This window comes from Sphingomonas agri (assembly GCF_038148795.1).
Lineage (GTDB): Bacteria > Pseudomonadota > Alphaproteobacteria > Sphingomonadales > Sphingomonadaceae > Sphingomicrobium > Sphingomicrobium agri.
Window position 1 is genome coordinate 589,783 of the sequence record NZ_JBAPEU010000001.1, and the last position, 17,270, is coordinate 607,052.

Genomic DNA, 17,270 nt, shown 5'->3' on the forward strand with positions numbered 1-17,270 from the left:
AATCGTTTCCGGTAGGGGAGAGAGATGGCCACTATAGCACCGCGCGCCAGCCGCGGACGGATCAAGCCGCTCGACGAGATTCTTGCGACTGCCGAGAAGAAGTCGCTCAAGCGATCGCTCGGCGCCTTCCAGCTGACATTGCTCGGCATCGGCGCCGTCATCGGCACGGGTATCTTCGTCTTGACCGCAACTGCGGCCCAGAAGGCCGGACCCGGCATGATGGTGAGCTTCATCGTCGCGGGCACGGTCTGCGCGCTGGCCGCGCTCTGTTACTCCGAACTGGCCTCGATGGTCCCCGTTGCGGGCTCTGCCTACACCTATTCCTATGCAGTGATGGGCGAGATCGTTGCATGGCTCGTTGGCTGGGCGCTGATCCTTGAATATGCGCTCGGAGCGAGCGCGGTGGCCGTGGGCTGGTCCGGATTCATCAGCGGCCTTCTCGATTCTATCGGAGTTCACCTGCCCCACGCATTGAAGGTGGGCCCTCCGATCCAATGGGGCTTTCTCCAGGGAGGCGAGGTCGGCGGCCTCATCAACCTTCCTGCCGTGATCGTCGTCGGCTTCGTCACGACCCTGCTTGTCATCGGGACCAAGGAAAGCGCGACGTTCAACGCGGTGCTGGTCATCATCAAGGTGACGGCGCTGAGCTTGTTCCTCGTCATCACGCTGCCGATGATCAGCGGCCATGCGAGCAACTTTCACCCATTCGCGCCGCGCGGCTGGGGGAATCCGCTGAGCTCCTCGGGGACAGGCATCCTCGGGGCAGCGGCGTCAATCTTCTTCGCTTATGTCGGCTTCGATGCGGTTTCGACCGCTGCCGAGGAAACGAAAAACCCGCAGCGCAACGTGCCGATCGGCCTCATCGGAAGCCTTCTCATCTGCACGGTCTTCTACCTCCTCGTCGCCGGAGGCGTCGTCGGCGCTTACGGAGCGCAGCCTCTCATCGATCCCGCGACCGGCATTCCGTTCAAGGAAGGCTCGCCGGAGCTTTACGCGGCGGCAGCCTGCAAGGCCGCCCACGCACCCACCGTCTGCTCGAAGGAGGCCCTTGCCTACATCCTTCGCCAGGTATCGAGCCCGCTCGCTGGAAACCTCCTTGGCCTTGCTGCGGCGATTGCCCTTCCCTCGGTGGTCCTGCTGATGATGTACGGCCAGACGCGCATCTTCTTCGTGATGGCGCGCGACGGTCTGCTGCCGGATCGACTTTCCGCAGTCCACTCGCGCTTCCGGACGCCTTACATCGTGACGATCGTGACCGGTGTTTTCGTCGCCATCGCTGCGGCCTTCCTGCCGGTCGGCACCCTCGCTGACTATTCGAACGCGGGCACGCTTTTTGCCTTCGCCGCCGTGTCGCTGGGGGTCATGATCCTGCGCAAGAGGGATCCGAACCGGCCACGTCCATTCCGGACTCCCGCCCTCTTCCTGGTCGCCCCGCTGTCGATTGCCGGCTGCATTCTCCTGTTCGTCAACCTGAACATGGAATCGAAGCTGCTCTTCCTCAGCTGGACGATCCTCGGCCTCATCATCTACTTCTTCTACGGCTATCGTCAGAGCCACCTTGCACGCGGTGTCACGGAAGTGCCCGAGCTCGCGGCCGACGCGCCAGGTTCGGTCGGCGTTGCGCCCATGCCGGGTGCCCCGGTTCCGCCGGCCGACCGCGACTAAATACGGGGGGCGCGGGTGACGGCCGCGCCGCCCTTCCAGATCTTGGGCCCCCTCGATACGCTCGCGGCTTGTTGCGACAAGGACCGACGAGGTGGGCGCCGAGTGTTGGCCCTGAGGTACGGGCTTCCCAACAGGTGCCTCGGTCCACCCGTTTGATACGCGGGCTAGGCGAGGGGGGCTGCGAGGGTCCTGAGGTCGGTTTCCGGACGGGCACCATAATGCTGGATCACTTCGGCCGCAGCGATCGCGCCGAGCCGAAGCGACTCGGTCAATCCCTTTGCCCGGGCGATCCCAAACAGGAACCCCGCCGCAAACAGGTCTCCAGCGCCCGTCGTGTCGACGAGCTCCCTGATCGGTTCGGCCTGAACTTCTGCACGCTCCTCGCCGCGAACCGCCAATGCCCCGTCCTCGCTGCGGGTGACAACCAGCGTTTCGACCTTTGGCGCGATTGCGGCGACGGCCGTCTCGAGATGGGCAACGCCGGCCAACGCCTCGATCTCGGCCTGGTTCGCGAACAGGATATCGACGCGCCGCCGCTCGAGCAGCTCGTTGAACCCATCGCGGTGTCGATCGACGCAAAAGGTGTCAGAGAGGGTGAAAGCGACCTTGCGTCCCGCTTCCCTCGCGACCTCGATCGCTCGCACCATCGCGTAGCGCGGGGTTTCGGGATCCCAAAGATAGCCTTCAAGGTAGAGAATCTTCGAATCGCGAATCTGCCCCTCTTCGAGCGCCTCCTTTGGAAGGTGCTGCGCTGCACCAAGGAAGGTATTCATCGTCCGGTGGCCATCAGGGGTCACGAGGATCATCGACCGCGCGGTAGGTGCGCCAACGTCGGCCGCCGGCGTAATGAACTCGACTCCGGCTGTCGTAAGATCGTGCCGGTAAAAGTCGCCGAGCTGATCGACAGCGACCTGGCCAATGAAGCCCGCCCGGCCGCCAAGGGCCGCAACGCCCGCGGCCGTGTTGCCCGCCGAGCCTCCGCTGACCTGATGCGCGGGGCCCATGTGCGCGTACAGGCGCTCCGCTTCGTCGGCGTCAATCAGGCGCATCGAACCCTTGACCAGTCCCTCACGCGTCAGGAAATCGTCGTCAGCGTTGGCGATCACGTCCACAATGGCATTGCCGATGCACAGGACATCGAGGCGCGGGTTGGGCATCCAGGTCTCCGAACTTTTTGGAATGGGCGGCGCCTAGCGGCGAGTTCACCTCGCCGCAACATTGCTTCGGCGAGATTGGCGATGCATCCTCTCCTCATGCGCCGCTTATTCGCCCTCGTCTCCGTCCTCTTGCTTTCCGCCTGCATGCGCACGCCGCGCGAGGAGGTGGCGCAGCCCGCTCCTGCGCCGCCCGCGCCGCAATTGCGCGGCGAACTCAACGGACTTACGCCCAACGAGCTCGTGGGCCATTTCGGCAAGCCGGCGCTCCAGATTCGCGAAGGCACCAGCCTCAAGCTCCAGTTTCGGGGGCGCAGCTGCGTACTGGACGCCTATCTCTATCCGCAAAGCGGCGGCACGCTTCGCGTCACCCACATCGATACCCGAAGCCTCAACGGCGCCGATTCAGATCAGGCGGCCTGCATCTCCGCGCTCGAAAACCCGAGCTGATCGAGCGCCCAGCGGGCCGCTTCGGCGATGACTGGATCTGGGTCTGCAAGATGCCGTTCGATGGTGGGCACAAGCGCCTCATCGCCGCTGTTGCCCGCAGCAATGAGGCAATTGCGGATCATCCGCCTGATCCCGATACGCTTGATCGGAGATCCGGCGAACATCTCGCGAAATGCCGCATCGTCCAGCGCGAGCAAGTCCGACAGGCGAGGCGCTGCAAGCTCCGCGCGGGGCAGGAACGCCCGGTTTGCGGCGGCCGAATCGGCGAAGCGGTTCCACGGGCAGACGGCCAGACAATCGTCGCAGCCGTAGACGCGGTTGCCCATCGCCGTTCGAAGTTCGGTCGGGATCGGCCCATCATGTTCGATCGTGAGGTAGGAGATACAGCGGCGCGCATCGATCCGGTGAGCGCCCATGAACGCCTGCGTGGGGCAGGCGTCGAGACAGCGCGTACAACTGCCGCAATGCCGCGCCTCACTCGCCGGCTCGTCGGGACGAAGGCTCAGGCTCGTGAGGATCACCCCGAGGAACATCCAGCTGCCATGCTCCCGGCTGACGAGGTTGGTGTGCTTGCCCTGCCAGCCAATGCCTGCGGCCTGCGCGAGCGGCTTTTCCATCACGGGGGCCGTGTCGACGAATACCTTGAGCTCGGAGGGAGCTTCATCGACGATGAAGCGGGCCAGCGCCTTCAGCGCCTTTTTCACGGTCTTGTGATAATCGCCGCCCTGGGCGTAGACCGAAATGCGCCCGATATCCGGGTGGGCCGCAAGTGCCAGTGGATCGACCGCCGGCGCGTAGCTCATCCCGAGGGCGATTGCCGATCTTGCCTCCGGCCAGAGCGCGAGCGGCGACACCCGGTGATGCGCGCGCGTTTCCATCCAGCCCATCGTGCCGTGATGCCCCGCTTCCAGCCAGCGCTCGAGATCGAGGCCTGCATTGTCGGCCGCATCGGCGCTCGTGAAGCCGCATGCCGCGAAGCCCAGTCGCGTGGCCTGCGATCTTATTGCTTCCTCAAGGCTTTGCACCCTATGCACGGCGCGTCCCTACACTCTCTCGTGGGATTTCCGTAGGAATTTCAGTGCTTCGTCAGGCCTCAGACATTGCAGCGACGAGCGGGGTCGCCGTCGAAACGATCGATCTTGTCAAGGAATTCGGCGAAACTCGCGCGGTCGACGGCGTCACGCTCTCGGTCCCCACCGGATCCATTTACGGGCTGCTTGGTCCCAATGGCGCGGGCAAGACCACGACGCTTCGGATCCTTTTGGGGATTATCGATCCATCGAGCGGCACGAGGCTCGTTCTTGGCCGCGAACGGCCGCTCGAGGCTGCTCCGGAAATCGGCTATCTTCCGGAGGAGCGTGGTCTCTATCCGGCAATGAGCGCACGCGAGGCGATCGCGTTCATGGGTGCGCTTCGAGGGCTTCCCATCGCCGAAGGCCGGCGCCGGGCCGATGTTCTCCTCGCCGAACATAATCTTTCCGACTGGGCCAAAAAGTCGATCCGCACGCTCTCGAAGGGCATGGCGCAGACCGTTCAGCTTCTCGGGACAATCATCCACAAGCCGCGGCTCATCGTGCTCGACGAGCCTTTTGCAGGCCTCGATGCGATCAACCAGGCGAGGCTGGAGGAGCTGATCCGGCGCGAAGCGCTCTCCGGCGTCACCGTCATCTTCTCGACCCATGTCATTGCCCACGCAGAGCGTCTTTGCGAGCGGATCGCGATCATCGCCAAAGGCAAGGTCGCCTTCGAAGGCCGCGTCGATGAGGCCCGCGCAAGGCTTCGGCCGATCGTACGCCTGCGAACCCGCGCGAGTGAGGGGCCATGGCGCTCCGCAATTCCGCCCGTCGCGCGCAGGGAAGGGGACGAATGGGTGTTCGAGCTGCCGGGGGGTGGTCCCGAGCCACTGCTCAAAGCCCTCATCGAGGGCAATGCAGGCATCGAGACGCTGGCGATTGAGAGGCCGGGGCTTCACGATGCCTTCGTGTCGATCGCCGGGAATGCCGCGGCCGCCGCGATGGGCAAGGAGAAGGGCGAATGATGCGCTTCATCCGCTCGGCGTTCGTGATCGCGCGGCGCGACTTCTCGGCTACGGTTCTTTCAAAGGCTTTCATTTTCTTTCTCTTGGCGCCGATGTTCCCCCTCCTTCTTGGCGGCGTGTTTGGAAGTATCGGCGCCACGGTCGCAAGTCAGGCCGAGCAGCCGGTTGTCGCGGTGATCGGTTCCCGAGCCGACTTCGAGCGGCTGACGACGGCGCGCGACCAGATGACGCAGGCCGTCGGAGACGGCGCGATCGTTGGCCTCGTGGGCTACTCGCCCGAAGAGGATCTTGCGAGGCAGCAGAAGCACCTGCTCGCCAGCGTGAAGCCCCCCGTTCGAGCGGTTCTGAGCGGCGGCCTCGACCATCCGCAGATTGTCGGATCAACCGGAGACGATGACCCCGCGATTGCCCAGATCCGGCTCCTCATCAGCTCGGCGCAGCATCCCGAACTCCATACTGCGGCTCCGGTTGCGGTGAGGAAGGTCGAGGGCAACAGGAGTTCGCTCGCGAAGGACCAGGCGGAGACCGCGCTTTATGGGCAGATGCTGCTCTTCTTTCTCACCATCCTCCTGTCCGGCATGGTGCTTTCGCAGCTGATCGAGGAAAAATCGAACAAGATCATCGAGGTGATTGCCGCGGCAATGCCAATCGACGCGATGTTCGTCGGGAAGCTGTTCGCGATGCTCGCAGCATCGGTTCTGGGCATCATCGTGTGGATCGGCGCAGGGGCGCTGATCATCCAGTTCGTCAAGCAGGGCGGCGTTCAGACCCTTGCTCCGCCGGCAGTTGGTTGGCCGGCCTTCCTCGCCCTCGCCATCGTCTATTTCGGCATGAACTATCTGCTCCTGGGAGCAGTGTTCCTGACGATCGGCGCCCAGGCGTCGACCGCGCGCGAGGTTCAGACAATGTCGATGCCTGTCACCTTCGCGCAGGTCCTCATCTTCGGCTTTGCCGCAAAGTCCATCGGCTCTCCCGATTCGGCGATCGGTTTGGGCGCCGCGATCTTCCCCTTGTCCTCGCCCATGGCAATGCTCGCCAGAGCAGCGGAGCAATCACAACTGTGGCCACATCTCGCGGCGATCGCCTGGCAAGTCCTCTGGGTCGCGATGATCCTTCGTCTCGGATCGCGCCTGTTCCGGAAGACCGTTCTGAAATCGGGACCGCGGCTTCCCTGGTGGCGCCTCGGCCGGGCCTAGGCGGCTGCGGCGCGGGCTTCGTCCGCCAGCCATTTCTGCATCGCCATGAACGGAAACGGCCCGTGGCTCACCCGCGCAATACCGGCACTTGCCCACTGGCCCCGAGTTGGGCCCGCGGGCAGATGCATTGCATTGACCGGTAGATCGAGCGTGCGGCAAATTCGTTCGACGAGCTGCAGATCTGCAAGGCCGGGGATGAAGAAGCCGTTCGCGCCGGCGTCTCCATAGGCCTTTCCGCGTTCGATCGCCTGGTCGGCAAGCGCTTCGTCATGATGCTCGGGCCGGGCCTTGAGGAACAGGTCGGTGCGGGCATTGATGAAGAAATCGCGCCCGAGGCCGCTCCGCAGCGCGCTCAATCGCGATACCTGGTCGGCAATCTCGTACAGGCGGTCAGTGCCGACGACCTGATCTTCGAAATTGCACCCCATGGCGCCAGTCTCGGAGAGCTTGCGCCCGTTTGCGCTGAGGCCCCGCGCATCGACTGCATAGCCGCCCTCGAAGTCTACCGTGACGGGCAGCTCCACCGCCTTCACGATCCGCGCCGCGTTGGCGACCGCAAAGTCGATCGGGACCTCCTCGCCGTCGCCAAATCCGTTGGCCATGGAGACCGAGGCGCTGCCGGTTGCGATCGCCCTGGCGCCGGAGTTCGCGACTGCAAGCGCGCTTCCTGCATCCCAGATGTTGAACAGCACAAGCGGATCGCCGGCGACATGAAGGCTGGCGAAATCTTCGAACTTGCTCATCGGGGCCTCAGGCGTCTGTTGGAACTAGCGCTTTGGCCCAGGGCGGCGCGCTTCGCTTCTCGAATCTTGCGATCAACCCCCAAGCCTGGCTTATGGCCAGGCGGGAAGCGTCGGGGTCATTGCTTGCCGGCCCGCCCACACACCGGGCGACGCCCGCTGTCCTAATTGATCGCCTCGCTGGCCATCTCGGTAAGTTTGGCCATGAGTGCGCGGTGCGGGAAGGGCCCATGGCTGATCCGGGCGACGCCCGCCTGCGCCCAGATCTTCTTGTCTGGCGCGCCGGGAAAGGCGATCACATTGAGGGGCAGAGGTACCTCGCGGACCACGCGTTCGATCTGTCTGGGATCGGCGAGCCGCGGCACGAAAAAGCCGCTCGCGCCGGCGTCGGCGAACGCCTTTCCCCGTTCGATGACCTTCTCGATGAGCACATCGTCAAAGGTCTGTGTCTTGAGGAACAGGTCGGTGCGCGCGTTGATGTAGAAGTCATCGCCGACCGAGCCTCGAATGGCGGCGATCCGCCTGGACTGAAGATCGAGCGGATGAAGGCCTTCGCCGCCGATCACCTGATCCTCGAAATTGCAGCCGACCGCACCGGTCTGTTTCAGTTTTGCGACATTTTCGGCGCCTTGGGCCGGATCGGCCGAATAGGCCCCTTCGAAATCCACCGTGAGTGGAAGCTCGGCGGCATCGACGATGCGCCTCGCGTTCGCGAAGGCGAAATCAATCGGTACCTGCTGACCGTCCGGCCAGCCGTTCGCGTCAGCAACCGGGTGACTTCCGGTGGCAAGCGCCTTTGCCCCTGCCGCGATGACCGCGAGTGCGCTTCCGACATCCCAGATATTGTACAGAATGAGGGGATCGCCCGGAACATGCAGCCCGGCGAAAGTCTCGAACTTGCTCATGGCGTTTGCTCCCTTCCTGGAAGGTCTTGCCGGAGCGCCGGGACATGGCTTCCCAACTCTCCTGTTTGCCGAACGAGCCCAGCTTGCGGCCCGCTGTCATAAAAGTGCAACAACATTGTCACGCGGGATTCCCCGAAGCACCGCTAGGGCAATCTCATCCCTGCCGAAATTGAGGTTTTCGTTCCCATGAACAAGCTGTTTTTCGCGGTCCCCGCCCTTGCCCTGCTTGCGGCATGCAGCTCGAACAGCGCTAACAAGTCGGGCGCGGCTTCGGGCACGAGCGTCACCGGCGCCGGCTCGACCTTCGTATATCCGGTCCTGTCCGCCTGGGCTGCAGACTTCAAGAACCAGGGAGGCGACAGCATCAACTACCAGTCGATTGGATCGGGAGCCGGGATAGCGCAGGTGAAAGCGGGAACCGTCGACTTCGGCGCGACCGACCAGCCCCTCTCATCTGACGAGCTTGGCCAATCGAGATTAGCGCAGTTTCCAATCGTCATCGGCGGGATCGTTCCTGTCGTGAACGTCACCGGCGTCCAGCCCGGCAAGCTGCGGCTCACGGGCCCGCTGCTGGCGGACATCTTTGCCGGGAAGGTCAAAAGCTGGAACGATCAGGCGATCACCTCGATCAACCCGGGCCTCGCCCTTCCAGCAACCAGCATTGCCGTCGTTCATCGTTCGGACGGCTCGGGGACGACGTTCAACTTCACCCATTATTTGAGCCAGGTCAGCCCGGCCTGGAAGAGCGGTCCCGGCGAGGGGAAGACCGTAAATTTCCCGACCGGCGTCGGCGGCAAGGGCAATGAAGGCGTTGCCGGCTACGTGAAGCAGATCCCCAATTCGATCGGCTATGTCGAATATGCCTACGTCGTCCAGAACCACATGGCCTATGCGGCACTACAGAATTCTGCGGGCAATTTCGTCGTTCCGAGCGCACAGACTTTCTCCAATGCGGCCGAAAGCGCCAATTGGTCGGGCGCCACGGACTTCAACCTGGTGATGACCAATGCGCCCGGCGCGAACGCCTATCCGCTGACCGCGACGACGTTCATCCTCATGCCGCGACAGCCCGCCAACAAGGCGCGGTCGGATGCCGCCATAAAGTTCTTCCGCTTTGCGATGAGCAAGGGCCAGGCCCAGGCACAGAAGCTCGATTACGTGCCCCTTCCGGCAGCACTCGTACAGCAAGTCGACTCGTACATCGGCGCCAATATCAAGTGAACGCAACGGCCGCCTTTCGTGACAGCGGCGCGAAGAATGCCGGCCGGAGCGGTCATGCCGCAGATCGGATCTTTCATGGCCTGACCGCGGCCGCCGCCTGCCTCGTGCTGCTGCTCCTGGCGGGCGTCGCCGCCTCCATGGCCTGGGGGTCGCGCCTCGCGTTCGGCACGTTCGGCTTTGGCTTTCTGACTGCGAGCGACTGGGACGTTCCGGCCGCCAAATTCGGTGCCCTAGTTCCGATTTACGGGACCCTCGTTACCTCGGCGATTGCGCTCATCATCGCCGTGCCCGTCAGCATCGGTATCGCGCTGTTCCTGACCGACATCGCCCCGCGCTGGACGCGGGGCCCGATTGCAGTCGCCATCGAGTTGCTCGCCGCCATCCCGAGCATCATTTACGGGATGTGGGGTCTGTTCGTGTTTGCGCCGTTCATGGCGCAGCACGTGCAGCCCTGGCTGACCGAGCATCTCGGCAATTGGGCGATCATCGGCCCGCTCTTCTCGGGCCCTCCAATCGGCATCGGTGTGATGACGGCCGGGATCGTGCTCGGGATCATGGTCATTCCCTTCATCGCGTCCGTCGCTCGCGAAGTGTTCAGCGCCGTTCCGGCGCCACTTAAGGAATCCGCAGTGGCGCTGGGCTCCACGCGCTGGGAAATTCTCAGCCGGGTTACCTTGCCCTACACGCGCTCGGCGATCATCGGCGCGATTTTCCTGGGGCTCGGCCGCGCTCTGGGCGAGACGATGGCCGTAACGTTCGTTCTGGGCAACGCGCACGAACTCTCCGCATCACTGCTGATGCCGAGCAATTCGATCGCCGCCGCCATCGCCAACGAGTTCACCGAGGCCGACACCGACCTTTACCGGTCATCGCTCATCGCGCTCGGATTCCTCCTGTTCGTAGTCACCTTCATCGTGCTGACGATCGCCAAGCTGCTGCTGATGCGGATCAACAAGCAGCTTGGAAGGACGCACTGATGGCCATTCCGGTACGCCGCCGCGCCGCCGACATGCTCGCCTTCGTGTTTGCGAGCCTCGCGACGGCATTCGGTCTCTTCTGGCTGTTCTGGATTCTCTGGACCACGCTCTCGCGCGGCGCCGCCGCGCTCACGCCGGCGCTCTTCACGCAAATGACCCCGCCGCCAGGCGCGAGCGGCGGCTTGATCAACGCCTTTTACGGCAGTGCTGTAATGATCGCGCTTGCCCTGGCGATCGGAACGCCGATCGGCGTCGCGGCCGGAACTTACCTGGCGGAGCACGGTCGATACACTCGGCTTGCCGCGGTGATCAGCTTCGTCAACGACATCCTGCTGAGCGCCCCGTCCATCGTCATGGGTCTGTTCGTCTATGAACTGGTGGTCGTCACAATGGGCCATTTCTCCGGCCTTGCAGGCGCGATCGCCCTTGCCATGATCCTGCTGCCGATCGTCGTGCGCACGACCGAAGAATCGCTCCGGCTGGTCCCCGACCAGATGCGAGAGGCGGGATTCGCGCTGGGGATGCCGCGCTGGCGTGTGACCAGCCAGATTCTCTACAAGGCGGCGCGAAGCGCGATCCTTACCGGGATTCTCCTCGGTGCGGCGCGAATTGCCGGCGAGACCGCGCCGTTGCTGTTCACGGCTCTTAACAACCAGTTCTGGAGCGCGAGCCTCAATGGACCCCTTGCGAACGTCCCGGTCGTCATCTTCCAGTATGCGATGAGCCCCTATGACGAGTGGCACGTGCTTGCCTGGGCGGGCGCATTCGTCCTGACCGCGTTCGTGCTGGTTCTCAATCTCCTCGTCCGCACTCTCGGACGCAAAGGCACAGGGAAATGAACGATCACGTTTCAGCGCTGATGATCGATGCGCCCCGACAGGGCGCCGTCGATACGCCGACGAAGATCGATGTCCGCGATCTCAACTTCTATTACGGCAAGGCCCATGCGCTGAAGCATGTAAGCTTCGGCATTCCAGCCAACGCCGTGACGGCGATCATCGGCCCGTCCGGATGCGGCAAATCAACGCTTCTTCGAACAATCAACCGCATCTACGAGCTCTACCCGGACCAGCGCGCCGAAGGTGCCATCCTTATCGACGGGGCCAACGTGCTGGACCGGCGCTACCCTTTGTCGGACCTGCGCCGGCTGGTCGGGATGGTCTTTCAGAAGCCGACGCCCTTTGCCTCGTCCATTCGCAGCAACGTCGGCTTCGGACTGAATTATTACGAGCGAATGTCCAAGTCGGAAATCACCGACCGCATCGAGGATGCGCTGAAACAGGCCGCTCTGTGGGACGAGGTCAAGGACAAGCTCAACCACAGCGCCCTTTCGCTGTCGGGCGGCCAGCAGCAGCGCCTGTGCATCGCGCGGGCGATAGCAGTCAGGCCTGAAATCCTCCTTCTCGATGAAGCAACGTCGGCGCTCGACCCGATTTCGACGGCGAAGATCGAAGAGCTGATCCACGAGCTGCGCGAGCGTTTCACGATCGTCATCGTTACCCACAACATGCAGCAGGCGGCGCGCGTCTCGCAGCGCACCGCCTTCTTTCACCTCGGTGAGCTGGTCGAGTTCGGCAACACCAGCGAGATCTTCACCAACCCGCGCGAACAGCGCACCCGTGACTATATTACTGGCCGCTACGGCTGATCGGAGCACAAGGGATGCAGCAGGTTAGCGGACATACGTTGAAGGCCTTCGATGAGGACATCGAACGCCTGCGTGCGCTCATCAGCCAGATGGGCGGTCTTGCCGAACATGCGATCGGCGAGGCGATGCGCTGCCTCATGCAGCGTGACGTCGAGGCAGCGGCACGCATCGTCGAGGAGGACAAGAAGCTCGACCAGCTCGAGATTGAGACGGAGCGTCGGGCGGTCCAGCTGATAGCGCTCCGGGCGCCCATGGCCGGCGATCTTCGGGACGTCGTCGCCGCGCTGAAAATCTCCGGCGTCGTCGAGAGGATCGGGGACTACGCCAAGAATATCGCCAAGCGCGTTCCGCTGCTTGAGAATGTGGGAAAGATCGAGCCCCTTTCGCTCCTTCCGGAGATGGCACGGATCTCGACTGAAATGGTCCACAACGTGCTCGACGCCTTTGTCGAGCGTGATCCTCAAGCCGCGGTCGCGGTATGCGAGCGCGATTCGGCTGTCGACGATTTCTACGATTCCATTTTCCGGACGCTGCTCACCCACATGATGGAAAACCCGCAGACAATCGGCCAGTCGGCCCATCTGCTGTTCGTCGCCAAGAACCTCGAGCGGGTCGGCGACCATGCAACGAATATCGCTGAAATGGTCTATTATGCAGCGACCGGCGAACACATGGCCGACCGGCCTGGAAAGTCCCCGAGGTAGGCGATGTCGAACGCGCATCTTCTGCTGGTTGAAGACGACCGCGCTCTGGCGGATCTCGTCACGTTCCATTTCGAACGCGCGGGCTATGACGTGACCCGCACCGGCGACGGCGAAGAGGCGCTGATCCTGGTCGACGAAATCCGGCCCGATGTCATTCTCTTGGACTGGATGATCGAAGGAATCAGCGGAATAGAGGTCTGTCGACGCCTCCGCCGCCGCGCAACCACCGCCAACGTGCCGATCATGATGCTTACTGCGAGGGGCGAGGAAAGCGACCGGATCCGGGGGTTCGAAACGGGCGCGGACGATTATGTGACCAAGCCCTTCAGTCCGCGCGAACTCGTTGCCCGCGTCGGTGCAGTGCTTCGCCGGGTGCGTCCTGCGCTCGCTGGGGAGCAGCTTGGTTACGCGGACGTCGAAATGGACGTTGCCTCTCATCGCGTCCGGCGCGGGGGCGATCATGTACCGCTGGGCCCAACGGAGTTTCGCCTGCTGAGGCATTTTCTCGAACATCCGGGCCGCGTCTTCTCGCGCGAGCGCCTGCTCGAGACCGTCTGGTCACATGATCCGGATATCGACAGCCGCACCGTCGATGTTCACGTCCGCAGGCTGCGGCAGGCGCTCAATGCCGGAGATCGTCCGGACCTCATCCGCACCGTCAGATCTGCAGGCTATTCGCTCGACGCCGAAGCCTGAAATGCAGACGGCCCGCCAGGGCGGGCCGTCGCATCGTGACGCGAGGCAAGCCTATTTTATGTTGGAAGCAACATAGGCCTGGATTCGCTTCACAAGCGGCGCGGGCAGCGGGACATAGTCCAGTGCAGCGGCCTGCGGCTGCCCTTTTGTCAGTGCCCACCCGAAGAACTTCCGGGTCGACGCGCTCGAGGCTGCATTCTTCGGGTTTTTGTACATGAGGACGAAGGTCGAAGCAGTGATCGGATAGGCGTTCGGCCCCGGTGCATTCGTCATTACGAGGTTGAAATCCCTCGCGTGCGACCAGTCGGCCGTCGCGGCTGCAGCAGCGAAGGTCTTCGCATTCGGCGCCACCATCTTACCCGCCGAGTTCTGCATCTGAGTGTAAACCATCTTGTTCTGCGTCACGTAGGCATATTCGACGTAACCGAGGGAATAGGGGATCTGTTTTACGTAGCCGGCAACACCCTCATTTCCCTTTCCGCCGATCCCACCGTTCCAGGGAACGGTAGTCCCTTCCCCGAACTTCGACTTCCAGCCGGGGCTGACCTGGCTGAGGTAATGCGTGAAGTTGAACGTGGTCCCGGAGCCGTCTGACCGGTGAACCGGCGTGATTGCCTTGGCCGGGAAGTGCAGTCCCGGGTTGAGCTTCGCGATGCGCGGATCGTTCCACATTTTGATCTCGCCGGCGTAAATTGCGGCGAGCAGCGGACCGCTGAGCTTAACCTGGCCGGGACGCGCTCCCGGGATATTGATGACCGGCACGACGCCGCCGATGACGACGGGAAATTGAGCAAGACCAGCGGCAGCCAATTCCTCGCTCGCCAGCGGCTTGTCGGTTGCACCGAAATCGACCGTGCCCGCCTTGATCTGCGCGATGCCGCCGCCCGAACCGATCGACTGGTAGTTGATCTCCTCGCCCCCGGCCTTCTTGAAGTCGGATGCCCATTTCGAGAGCACTGGGTAGACGAAGGTCGAGCCTGCGCCGGTGATTGCGGCATTGGCAGGAACGGCGATCGCCGCCGCCGAGGCTAAGAATGTAATCGAACGAGCAAGCATGTTCATCTGGAGATTCCCCCGAGTGTGACAACCGGCGACGTTCATCGCCACCGCTTCGGCGCTACGCTGGCTCGGCGACGCTGATGTGACTTGATTGTTGCGGTTTGGTTGCGGCTCGCACGGGGGTCGGGGACCGGCCGGCCGCGTCGACCCTTGGGCGCGGAATTGGACGCTCGAAACAGCTGTAACAAAAGTGACCAACCCCCGTCACAGCACCATCCGCTTTGAGCGATTAGCGGCGGAATCGAGTTCGAGGACTCGCCTTTAGAAGAGCGCTCCACGGGGGGGCGACGAAAAAGAGGGGCTGCATTTCATGAAGGTCTATCATCGGCTCGCCGCCGGAGCCGCGGTTGTTGCTATCGCCATCGCCGGTCTTACGCCGGTCGAAGCAAAGCCGCGAGCGCATCGCTCCGTGCACCGGCACGCCATCGATCTGCGCGATGCCGAGATCAAGGCTCTTGAAGCGAAGATCGACGCTCTGACCCAGCGCCTCGACGCGCAGGAAGCTGCGCAGCAGGCGACCGCCCAGCAGGCCCAGACCGCACAGGCCGCTGCAACTGCCGCGCAGACTCAGGCCACCGCGGCCCTTGGCCAGTCCCAGGCGGCGCAGGTTCAGGCCGCAGCGGTCGAGAAGCAGGTGCCCCCACTCGAGAAGGCGCTCAAGGGCGGCTGGTTTGCCAATACGACCATCAGCGGCAAGGCCTTCCTCAACGTCAGCAACATCCATCAGACGTCGACCGACCTTCTGGGCGTGAAGACCGACAGCGCGCAGAACGGCACGCAAACCGAACTGAAGCGCTTTTACCTGGGCGTCGATCACAAATTCAGCGATATCTTCTCGGCGAACATCACCACCGATTTCCGCTACAATGCGAATGGCACCAGCAAGGACGTGCTGGTCTATGTGAAGAAGGCCTTCGTTCAGGCCAAGCTCGACCCCGCTTTCATCGTTCGCATTGGCGCTGCCGACCTGCCCTGGGTCCCCTTCGATGAAGGCATTTACGGCTATCGCTTCGTCGAGAACACGCTGATCGATCGTACCAAGTTTGGAACGTCGTCCGATTGGGGCGTCCACCTTCTCGGGAGCTTTGCCAACAATCTCGTCAGCTACCAGGTCTCGGCGATCAATGGCGCCGGATACAAGACGCTGTCCCGCAGTTCCGATACGATCGACCTTGAGGGCCGCGTCAGCGTCAACCCGGTCAAGTCCGTCACGCTGGCGGTCGGTGGCTACACGGGCAAGCTGGGCAAGAGTGCAGCAAATCTTCCGAGCTCGTCGACGCCGCATACGGCCACTCGCTTCAACGCACTTGCTGCCTACACCGACAAGCGCATCCGTGCCGGCGTCGAATATTTCGCGGCGAAGAACTGGAACAATGTTGCAAGCCTTGCGAGCGACAAGTCCAACGGCTGGTCCGCATTCGGCTCCTTCGCCTTCACGCCGAAGATTTCCGCCTTCGGTCGCTACGATTGGGTGAAGCCAAGCCGGGACCAGGCCCCGTCGCTGAAGGATCATTACTTCAATGTCGGCCTCGACTATAAGCCGATTGCGCCGCTCGACCTGGCGCTCGTGTACAAGCGCGAGCGAGCCAATCACGGCTTCCTTGCAACCTCGAATGGCACGATCGGCGGTGCAGATCGCGGCACCTACGACGAGTTCGGACTATTCGGACAAGTTGCCTTCTGATCGCCTTTCGACTTCTCTCCCCGAGTTCGAAAGGCTGCCCCCTCGCGTCTTGCGAGGGGGCCCTCCGGGTTCCACGAGGTGGCTGACCGCAATCAATCCGCTACAGAGCCGGACATGACGGCTTCCAGTGCAAGTGAACGAGCACTGATCGCTGCCATCGACGAGCCTGCGCTGATCGTCGATCGCAGCATCGTGTGGCTTGCCAACCGGGCGGCGCAGAAGCTTCTGGGAAGCTCTATCGAGGGCCGCGACATTCGCCTCGCCATCCGGCATCCGCAGGCTCTGGAGCGGATCCTTGGCCATGCATCCACCGAGCTCGATGTGACCGGAATAGCCGAGCCTGGTCGCTCCTGGCGGCTCGTCATTCGCGAGCTCGGTCAAAATCGCACGCTCGTGCGCATGATTGACCGCTCGGGGGCCGTCTCGGCCGAAAAGATGCGCGTCGATTTCGTGGCCAATGCGAGCCATGAGCTAAGGACACCCTTGTCGACCGTGCTCGGCTATGCCGAGACACTCGCCGACGAAGGCGACCTGTCGGACGAGCTGCGGGCCAATTTCGGCCGTACCATCCGCGATGAGGCAAGGCGCATGCTTCGGATCATCGAGGATCTGATGAGCCTATCGAGGATCGAGGCGGACCGTTTCGTCGCTCCAGGGGGCCGGGTAGCAGTCGCGGACATTATCGAAACAGCGATGCGCAATGCCGGTCACGCGGGCTCGAGCCGTGCCTGCGAACTCAAGCTTGCTCTTGCCGCCGATCTTCCGCCCGTCCGCGGCGACAGGGCGCAGCTCGTGCAGCTCCTCGACAATCTCATCAGCAATGCGCTTCGCTACGGATGCGACCGGCCAGGTTCGACAATCGACATCGCCGCCAAAGGCAGCGGCCCCTGGGTCGTCCTTAGCGTTACCGATCATGGGCCGGGCGTTGCACGCGAGCATCTGCCGCGCCTTACCGAGCGCTTCTACCGTGTCGACGCCGGGCGCAGCCGGGAGTCGGGCGGGACTGGCCTTGGGCTTGCGATCGTCAAGCACATCGTCGAACGCCACCGGGGCTCGCTGGAGATCAAGAGCACGCCAGGGCTCGGGACGAACGTCATCGTCCGCCTCCCGGCGGCGGTCTGACTTGAATTGGG

Annotated in this window: 17 protein-coding genes; 12 read left to right on the forward strand and 5 right to left on the reverse strand. The window is 63.2% G+C overall.

Annotated elements, in window-relative coordinates; genetic code table 11:
• Positions 1 to 24: 24 nt before the first annotated feature.
• Entirely contained in the window at positions 25 to 1,665 is a 1,641-nt protein-coding gene (locus V8192_RS03010) for an amino acid permease (protein WP_341631569.1), read from the forward strand.
• Between the two features lie 164 nt (positions 1,666 to 1,829).
• Here the strand turns inward: V8192_RS03010 and V8192_RS03015 are convergent, their stop codons facing one another.
• Positions 1,830 to 2,822 carry an adenosine kinase gene (locus tag V8192_RS03015; RefSeq protein ID WP_341631570.1) on the reverse strand — a complete coding sequence of 331 codons (993 nt, stop codon included), beginning with the start codon at positions 2,820 to 2,822 and terminating at the stop codon, positions 1,830 to 1,832.
• A gap of 96 nt (positions 2,823 to 2,918) precedes the next feature.
• On the opposite strand from V8192_RS03015, the gene V8192_RS03020 reads away from it, so the two are divergent.
• On the forward strand, positions 2,919 to 3,269 hold the full coding sequence (locus V8192_RS03020) for a hypothetical protein (RefSeq protein ID WP_341631571.1): 351 nt from the start codon (positions 2,919 to 2,921) through the stop codon (positions 3,267 to 3,269).
• On the opposite strand, the gene queG is transcribed toward V8192_RS03020, so the two are convergent.
• Positions 3,230 to 4,294 (reverse strand): tRNA epoxyqueuosine(34) reductase QueG, encoded by a 1,065-nt coding sequence (gene queG / locus V8192_RS03025; protein ID WP_341632293.1) that lies wholly within the window; start codon positions 4,292 to 4,294, stop codon positions 3,230 to 3,232. The two genes, V8192_RS03020 and queG, sit on opposite strands and share 40 nt — an antisense overlap.
• Before the next feature lie 53 nt (positions 4,295 to 4,347).
• Here queG and V8192_RS03030 point away from each other — a divergent pair, with 53 nt between their 5' ends.
• Both V8192_RS03030 and V8192_RS03035 read left to right on the forward strand, forming a co-directional pair.
• Positions 4,348 to 5,307: an ABC transporter ATP-binding protein gene (locus V8192_RS03030; RefSeq protein ID WP_341631572.1), complete on the forward strand. Its 960-nt coding sequence runs from the start codon at positions 4,348 to 4,350 to the stop codon at positions 5,305 to 5,307.
• The gene (locus V8192_RS03035; protein WP_341631573.1) at positions 5,304 to 6,503 is read left to right on the forward strand and encodes an ABC transporter permease; all 1,200 of its coding nucleotides are present in this window, start codon (positions 5,304 to 5,306) and stop codon (positions 6,501 to 6,503) included. The genes V8192_RS03030 and V8192_RS03035 overlap by 4 nt, the downstream gene beginning before the upstream one ends.
• Here V8192_RS03035 and V8192_RS03040 read toward each other — a convergent pair.
• Together V8192_RS03040 and V8192_RS03045 are read right to left on the reverse strand one after the other, a co-directional pair.
• Positions 6,500 to 7,246, reverse strand: a complete 747-nt coding sequence (locus tag V8192_RS03040; protein WP_341631574.1) for an isocitrate lyase/PEP mutase family protein — start codon at positions 7,244 to 7,246, stop codon at positions 6,500 to 6,502. The two genes, V8192_RS03035 and V8192_RS03040, sit on opposite strands and share 4 nt — an antisense overlap.
• Positions 7,247 to 7,407: 161 nt before the next feature.
• A complete protein-coding gene (locus V8192_RS03045; protein ID WP_341631575.1) occupies positions 7,408 to 8,148 on the reverse strand; it encodes an isocitrate lyase/PEP mutase family protein in 741 nt (246 codons plus the stop codon).
• Positions 8,149 to 8,334: 186 nt separating this feature from the next.
• Here V8192_RS03045 and pstS (V8192_RS03050) point away from each other — a divergent pair, with 186 nt between their 5' ends.
• From pstS (V8192_RS03050) to phoB, 6 genes are read left to right on the forward strand one after another with little or no spacing between them, the layout of a single operon-like run.
• A complete protein-coding gene (pstS, locus tag V8192_RS03050; RefSeq protein ID WP_341631576.1) occupies positions 8,335 to 9,369 on the forward strand; it encodes a phosphate ABC transporter substrate-binding protein PstS in 1,035 nt (344 codons plus the stop codon).
• Positions 9,366 to 10,346 (forward strand): phosphate ABC transporter permease subunit PstC, encoded by a 981-nt coding sequence (gene pstC / locus V8192_RS03055; RefSeq protein ID WP_341631577.1) that lies wholly within the window; start codon positions 9,366 to 9,368, stop codon positions 10,344 to 10,346. The genes pstS (V8192_RS03050) and pstC overlap by 4 nt, the downstream gene beginning before the upstream one ends.
• Positions 10,346 to 11,185 (forward strand): phosphate ABC transporter permease PstA, encoded by an 840-nt coding sequence (pstA, locus tag V8192_RS03060; protein WP_341631578.1) that lies wholly within the window; start codon positions 10,346 to 10,348, stop codon positions 11,183 to 11,185. Before pstC ends, pstA begins: the two co-directional genes overlap by 1 nt.
• Positions 11,182 to 11,994, forward strand: coding sequence for a phosphate ABC transporter ATP-binding protein PstB (gene pstB, locus V8192_RS03065; protein ID WP_341631579.1), 813 nt, complete (start codon positions 11,182 to 11,184; stop codon positions 11,992 to 11,994). Before pstA ends, pstB begins: the two co-directional genes overlap by 4 nt.
• 14 nt (positions 11,995 to 12,008) lie before the next feature.
• The gene (gene phoU, locus V8192_RS03070) at positions 12,009 to 12,698 is read left to right on the forward strand and encodes a phosphate signaling complex protein PhoU (protein WP_341631580.1); all 690 of its coding nucleotides are present in this window, start codon (positions 12,009 to 12,011) and stop codon (positions 12,696 to 12,698) included.
• 3 nt (positions 12,699 to 12,701) lie between these two features.
• Positions 12,702 to 13,394, forward strand: coding sequence for a phosphate regulon transcriptional regulator PhoB (gene phoB / locus V8192_RS03075; protein ID WP_341631581.1), 693 nt, complete (start codon positions 12,702 to 12,704; stop codon positions 13,392 to 13,394).
• A gap of 51 nt (positions 13,395 to 13,445) precedes the next feature.
• Here the strand turns inward: phoB and pstS (V8192_RS03080) are convergent, their stop codons facing one another.
• Positions 13,446 to 14,456 (reverse strand): phosphate ABC transporter substrate-binding protein PstS, encoded by a 1,011-nt coding sequence (gene pstS / locus V8192_RS03080; protein WP_341631582.1) that lies wholly within the window; start codon positions 14,454 to 14,456, stop codon positions 13,446 to 13,448.
• 307 nt (positions 14,457 to 14,763) lie between these two features.
• On the opposite strand from pstS (V8192_RS03080), the gene V8192_RS03085 reads away from it, so the two are divergent.
• Positions 14,764 to 16,137, forward strand: a complete 1,374-nt coding sequence (locus V8192_RS03085; RefSeq protein ID WP_341631583.1) for a putative porin — start codon at positions 14,764 to 14,766, stop codon at positions 16,135 to 16,137.
• Between the two features lie 78 nt (positions 16,138 to 16,215).
• A complete protein-coding gene (locus V8192_RS03090) occupies positions 16,216 to 17,259 on the forward strand; it encodes a sensor histidine kinase (RefSeq protein ID WP_341631584.1) in 1,044 nt (347 codons plus the stop codon).
• Positions 17,260 to 17,270 lie beyond the last annotated feature (11 nt).

Bases quoted from the DNA above. Each gene is read 5' to 3' on its own strand.
- phoB (WP_341631581.1), top strand. From the start codon at position 12,702: ATGTCGAACGCGCATCTTCTGCTGGTTGAAGACGACCGCGCTCTGGCG.
- pstS (WP_341631576.1), top strand. From the start codon at position 8,335: ATGAACAAGCTGTTTTTCGCGGTCCCCGCCCTTGCCCTGCTTGCGGCA.
- V8192_RS03040 (WP_341631574.1), bottom strand. From the start codon at position 7,246: ATGAGCAAGTTCGAAGATTTCGCCAGCCTTCATGTCGCCGGCGATCCG.
- pstB (WP_341631579.1), top strand. From the start codon at position 11,182: ATGAACGATCACGTTTCAGCGCTGATGATCGATGCGCCCCGACAGGGC.
- V8192_RS03045 (WP_341631575.1), bottom strand. From the start codon at position 8,148: ATGAGCAAGTTCGAGACTTTCGCCGGGCTGCATGTTCCGGGCGATCCC.
- V8192_RS03035 (WP_341631573.1), top strand. From the start codon at position 5,304: ATGATGCGCTTCATCCGCTCGGCGTTCGTGATCGCGCGGCGCGACTTC.
- V8192_RS03015 (WP_341631570.1), bottom strand. From the start codon at position 2,822: ATGCCCAACCCGCGCCTCGATGTCCTGTGCATCGGCAATGCCATTGTG.
- phoU (WP_341631580.1), top strand. From the start codon at position 12,009: ATGCAGCAGGTTAGCGGACATACGTTGAAGGCCTTCGATGAGGACATC.
- pstA (WP_341631578.1), top strand. From the start codon at position 10,346: ATGGCCATTCCGGTACGCCGCCGCGCCGCCGACATGCTCGCCTTCGTG.
- pstS (WP_341631582.1), bottom strand. From the start codon at position 14,456: ATGAACATGCTTGCTCGTTCGATTACATTCTTAGCCTCGGCGGCGGCG.
- V8192_RS03010 (WP_341631569.1), top strand. From the start codon at position 25: ATGGCCACTATAGCACCGCGCGCCAGCCGCGGACGGATCAAGCCGCTC.
- V8192_RS03020 (WP_341631571.1), top strand. From the start codon at position 2,919: ATGCGCCGCTTATTCGCCCTCGTCTCCGTCCTCTTGCTTTCCGCCTGC.
- V8192_RS03085 (WP_341631583.1), top strand. From the start codon at position 14,764: ATGAAGGTCTATCATCGGCTCGCCGCCGGAGCCGCGGTTGTTGCTATC.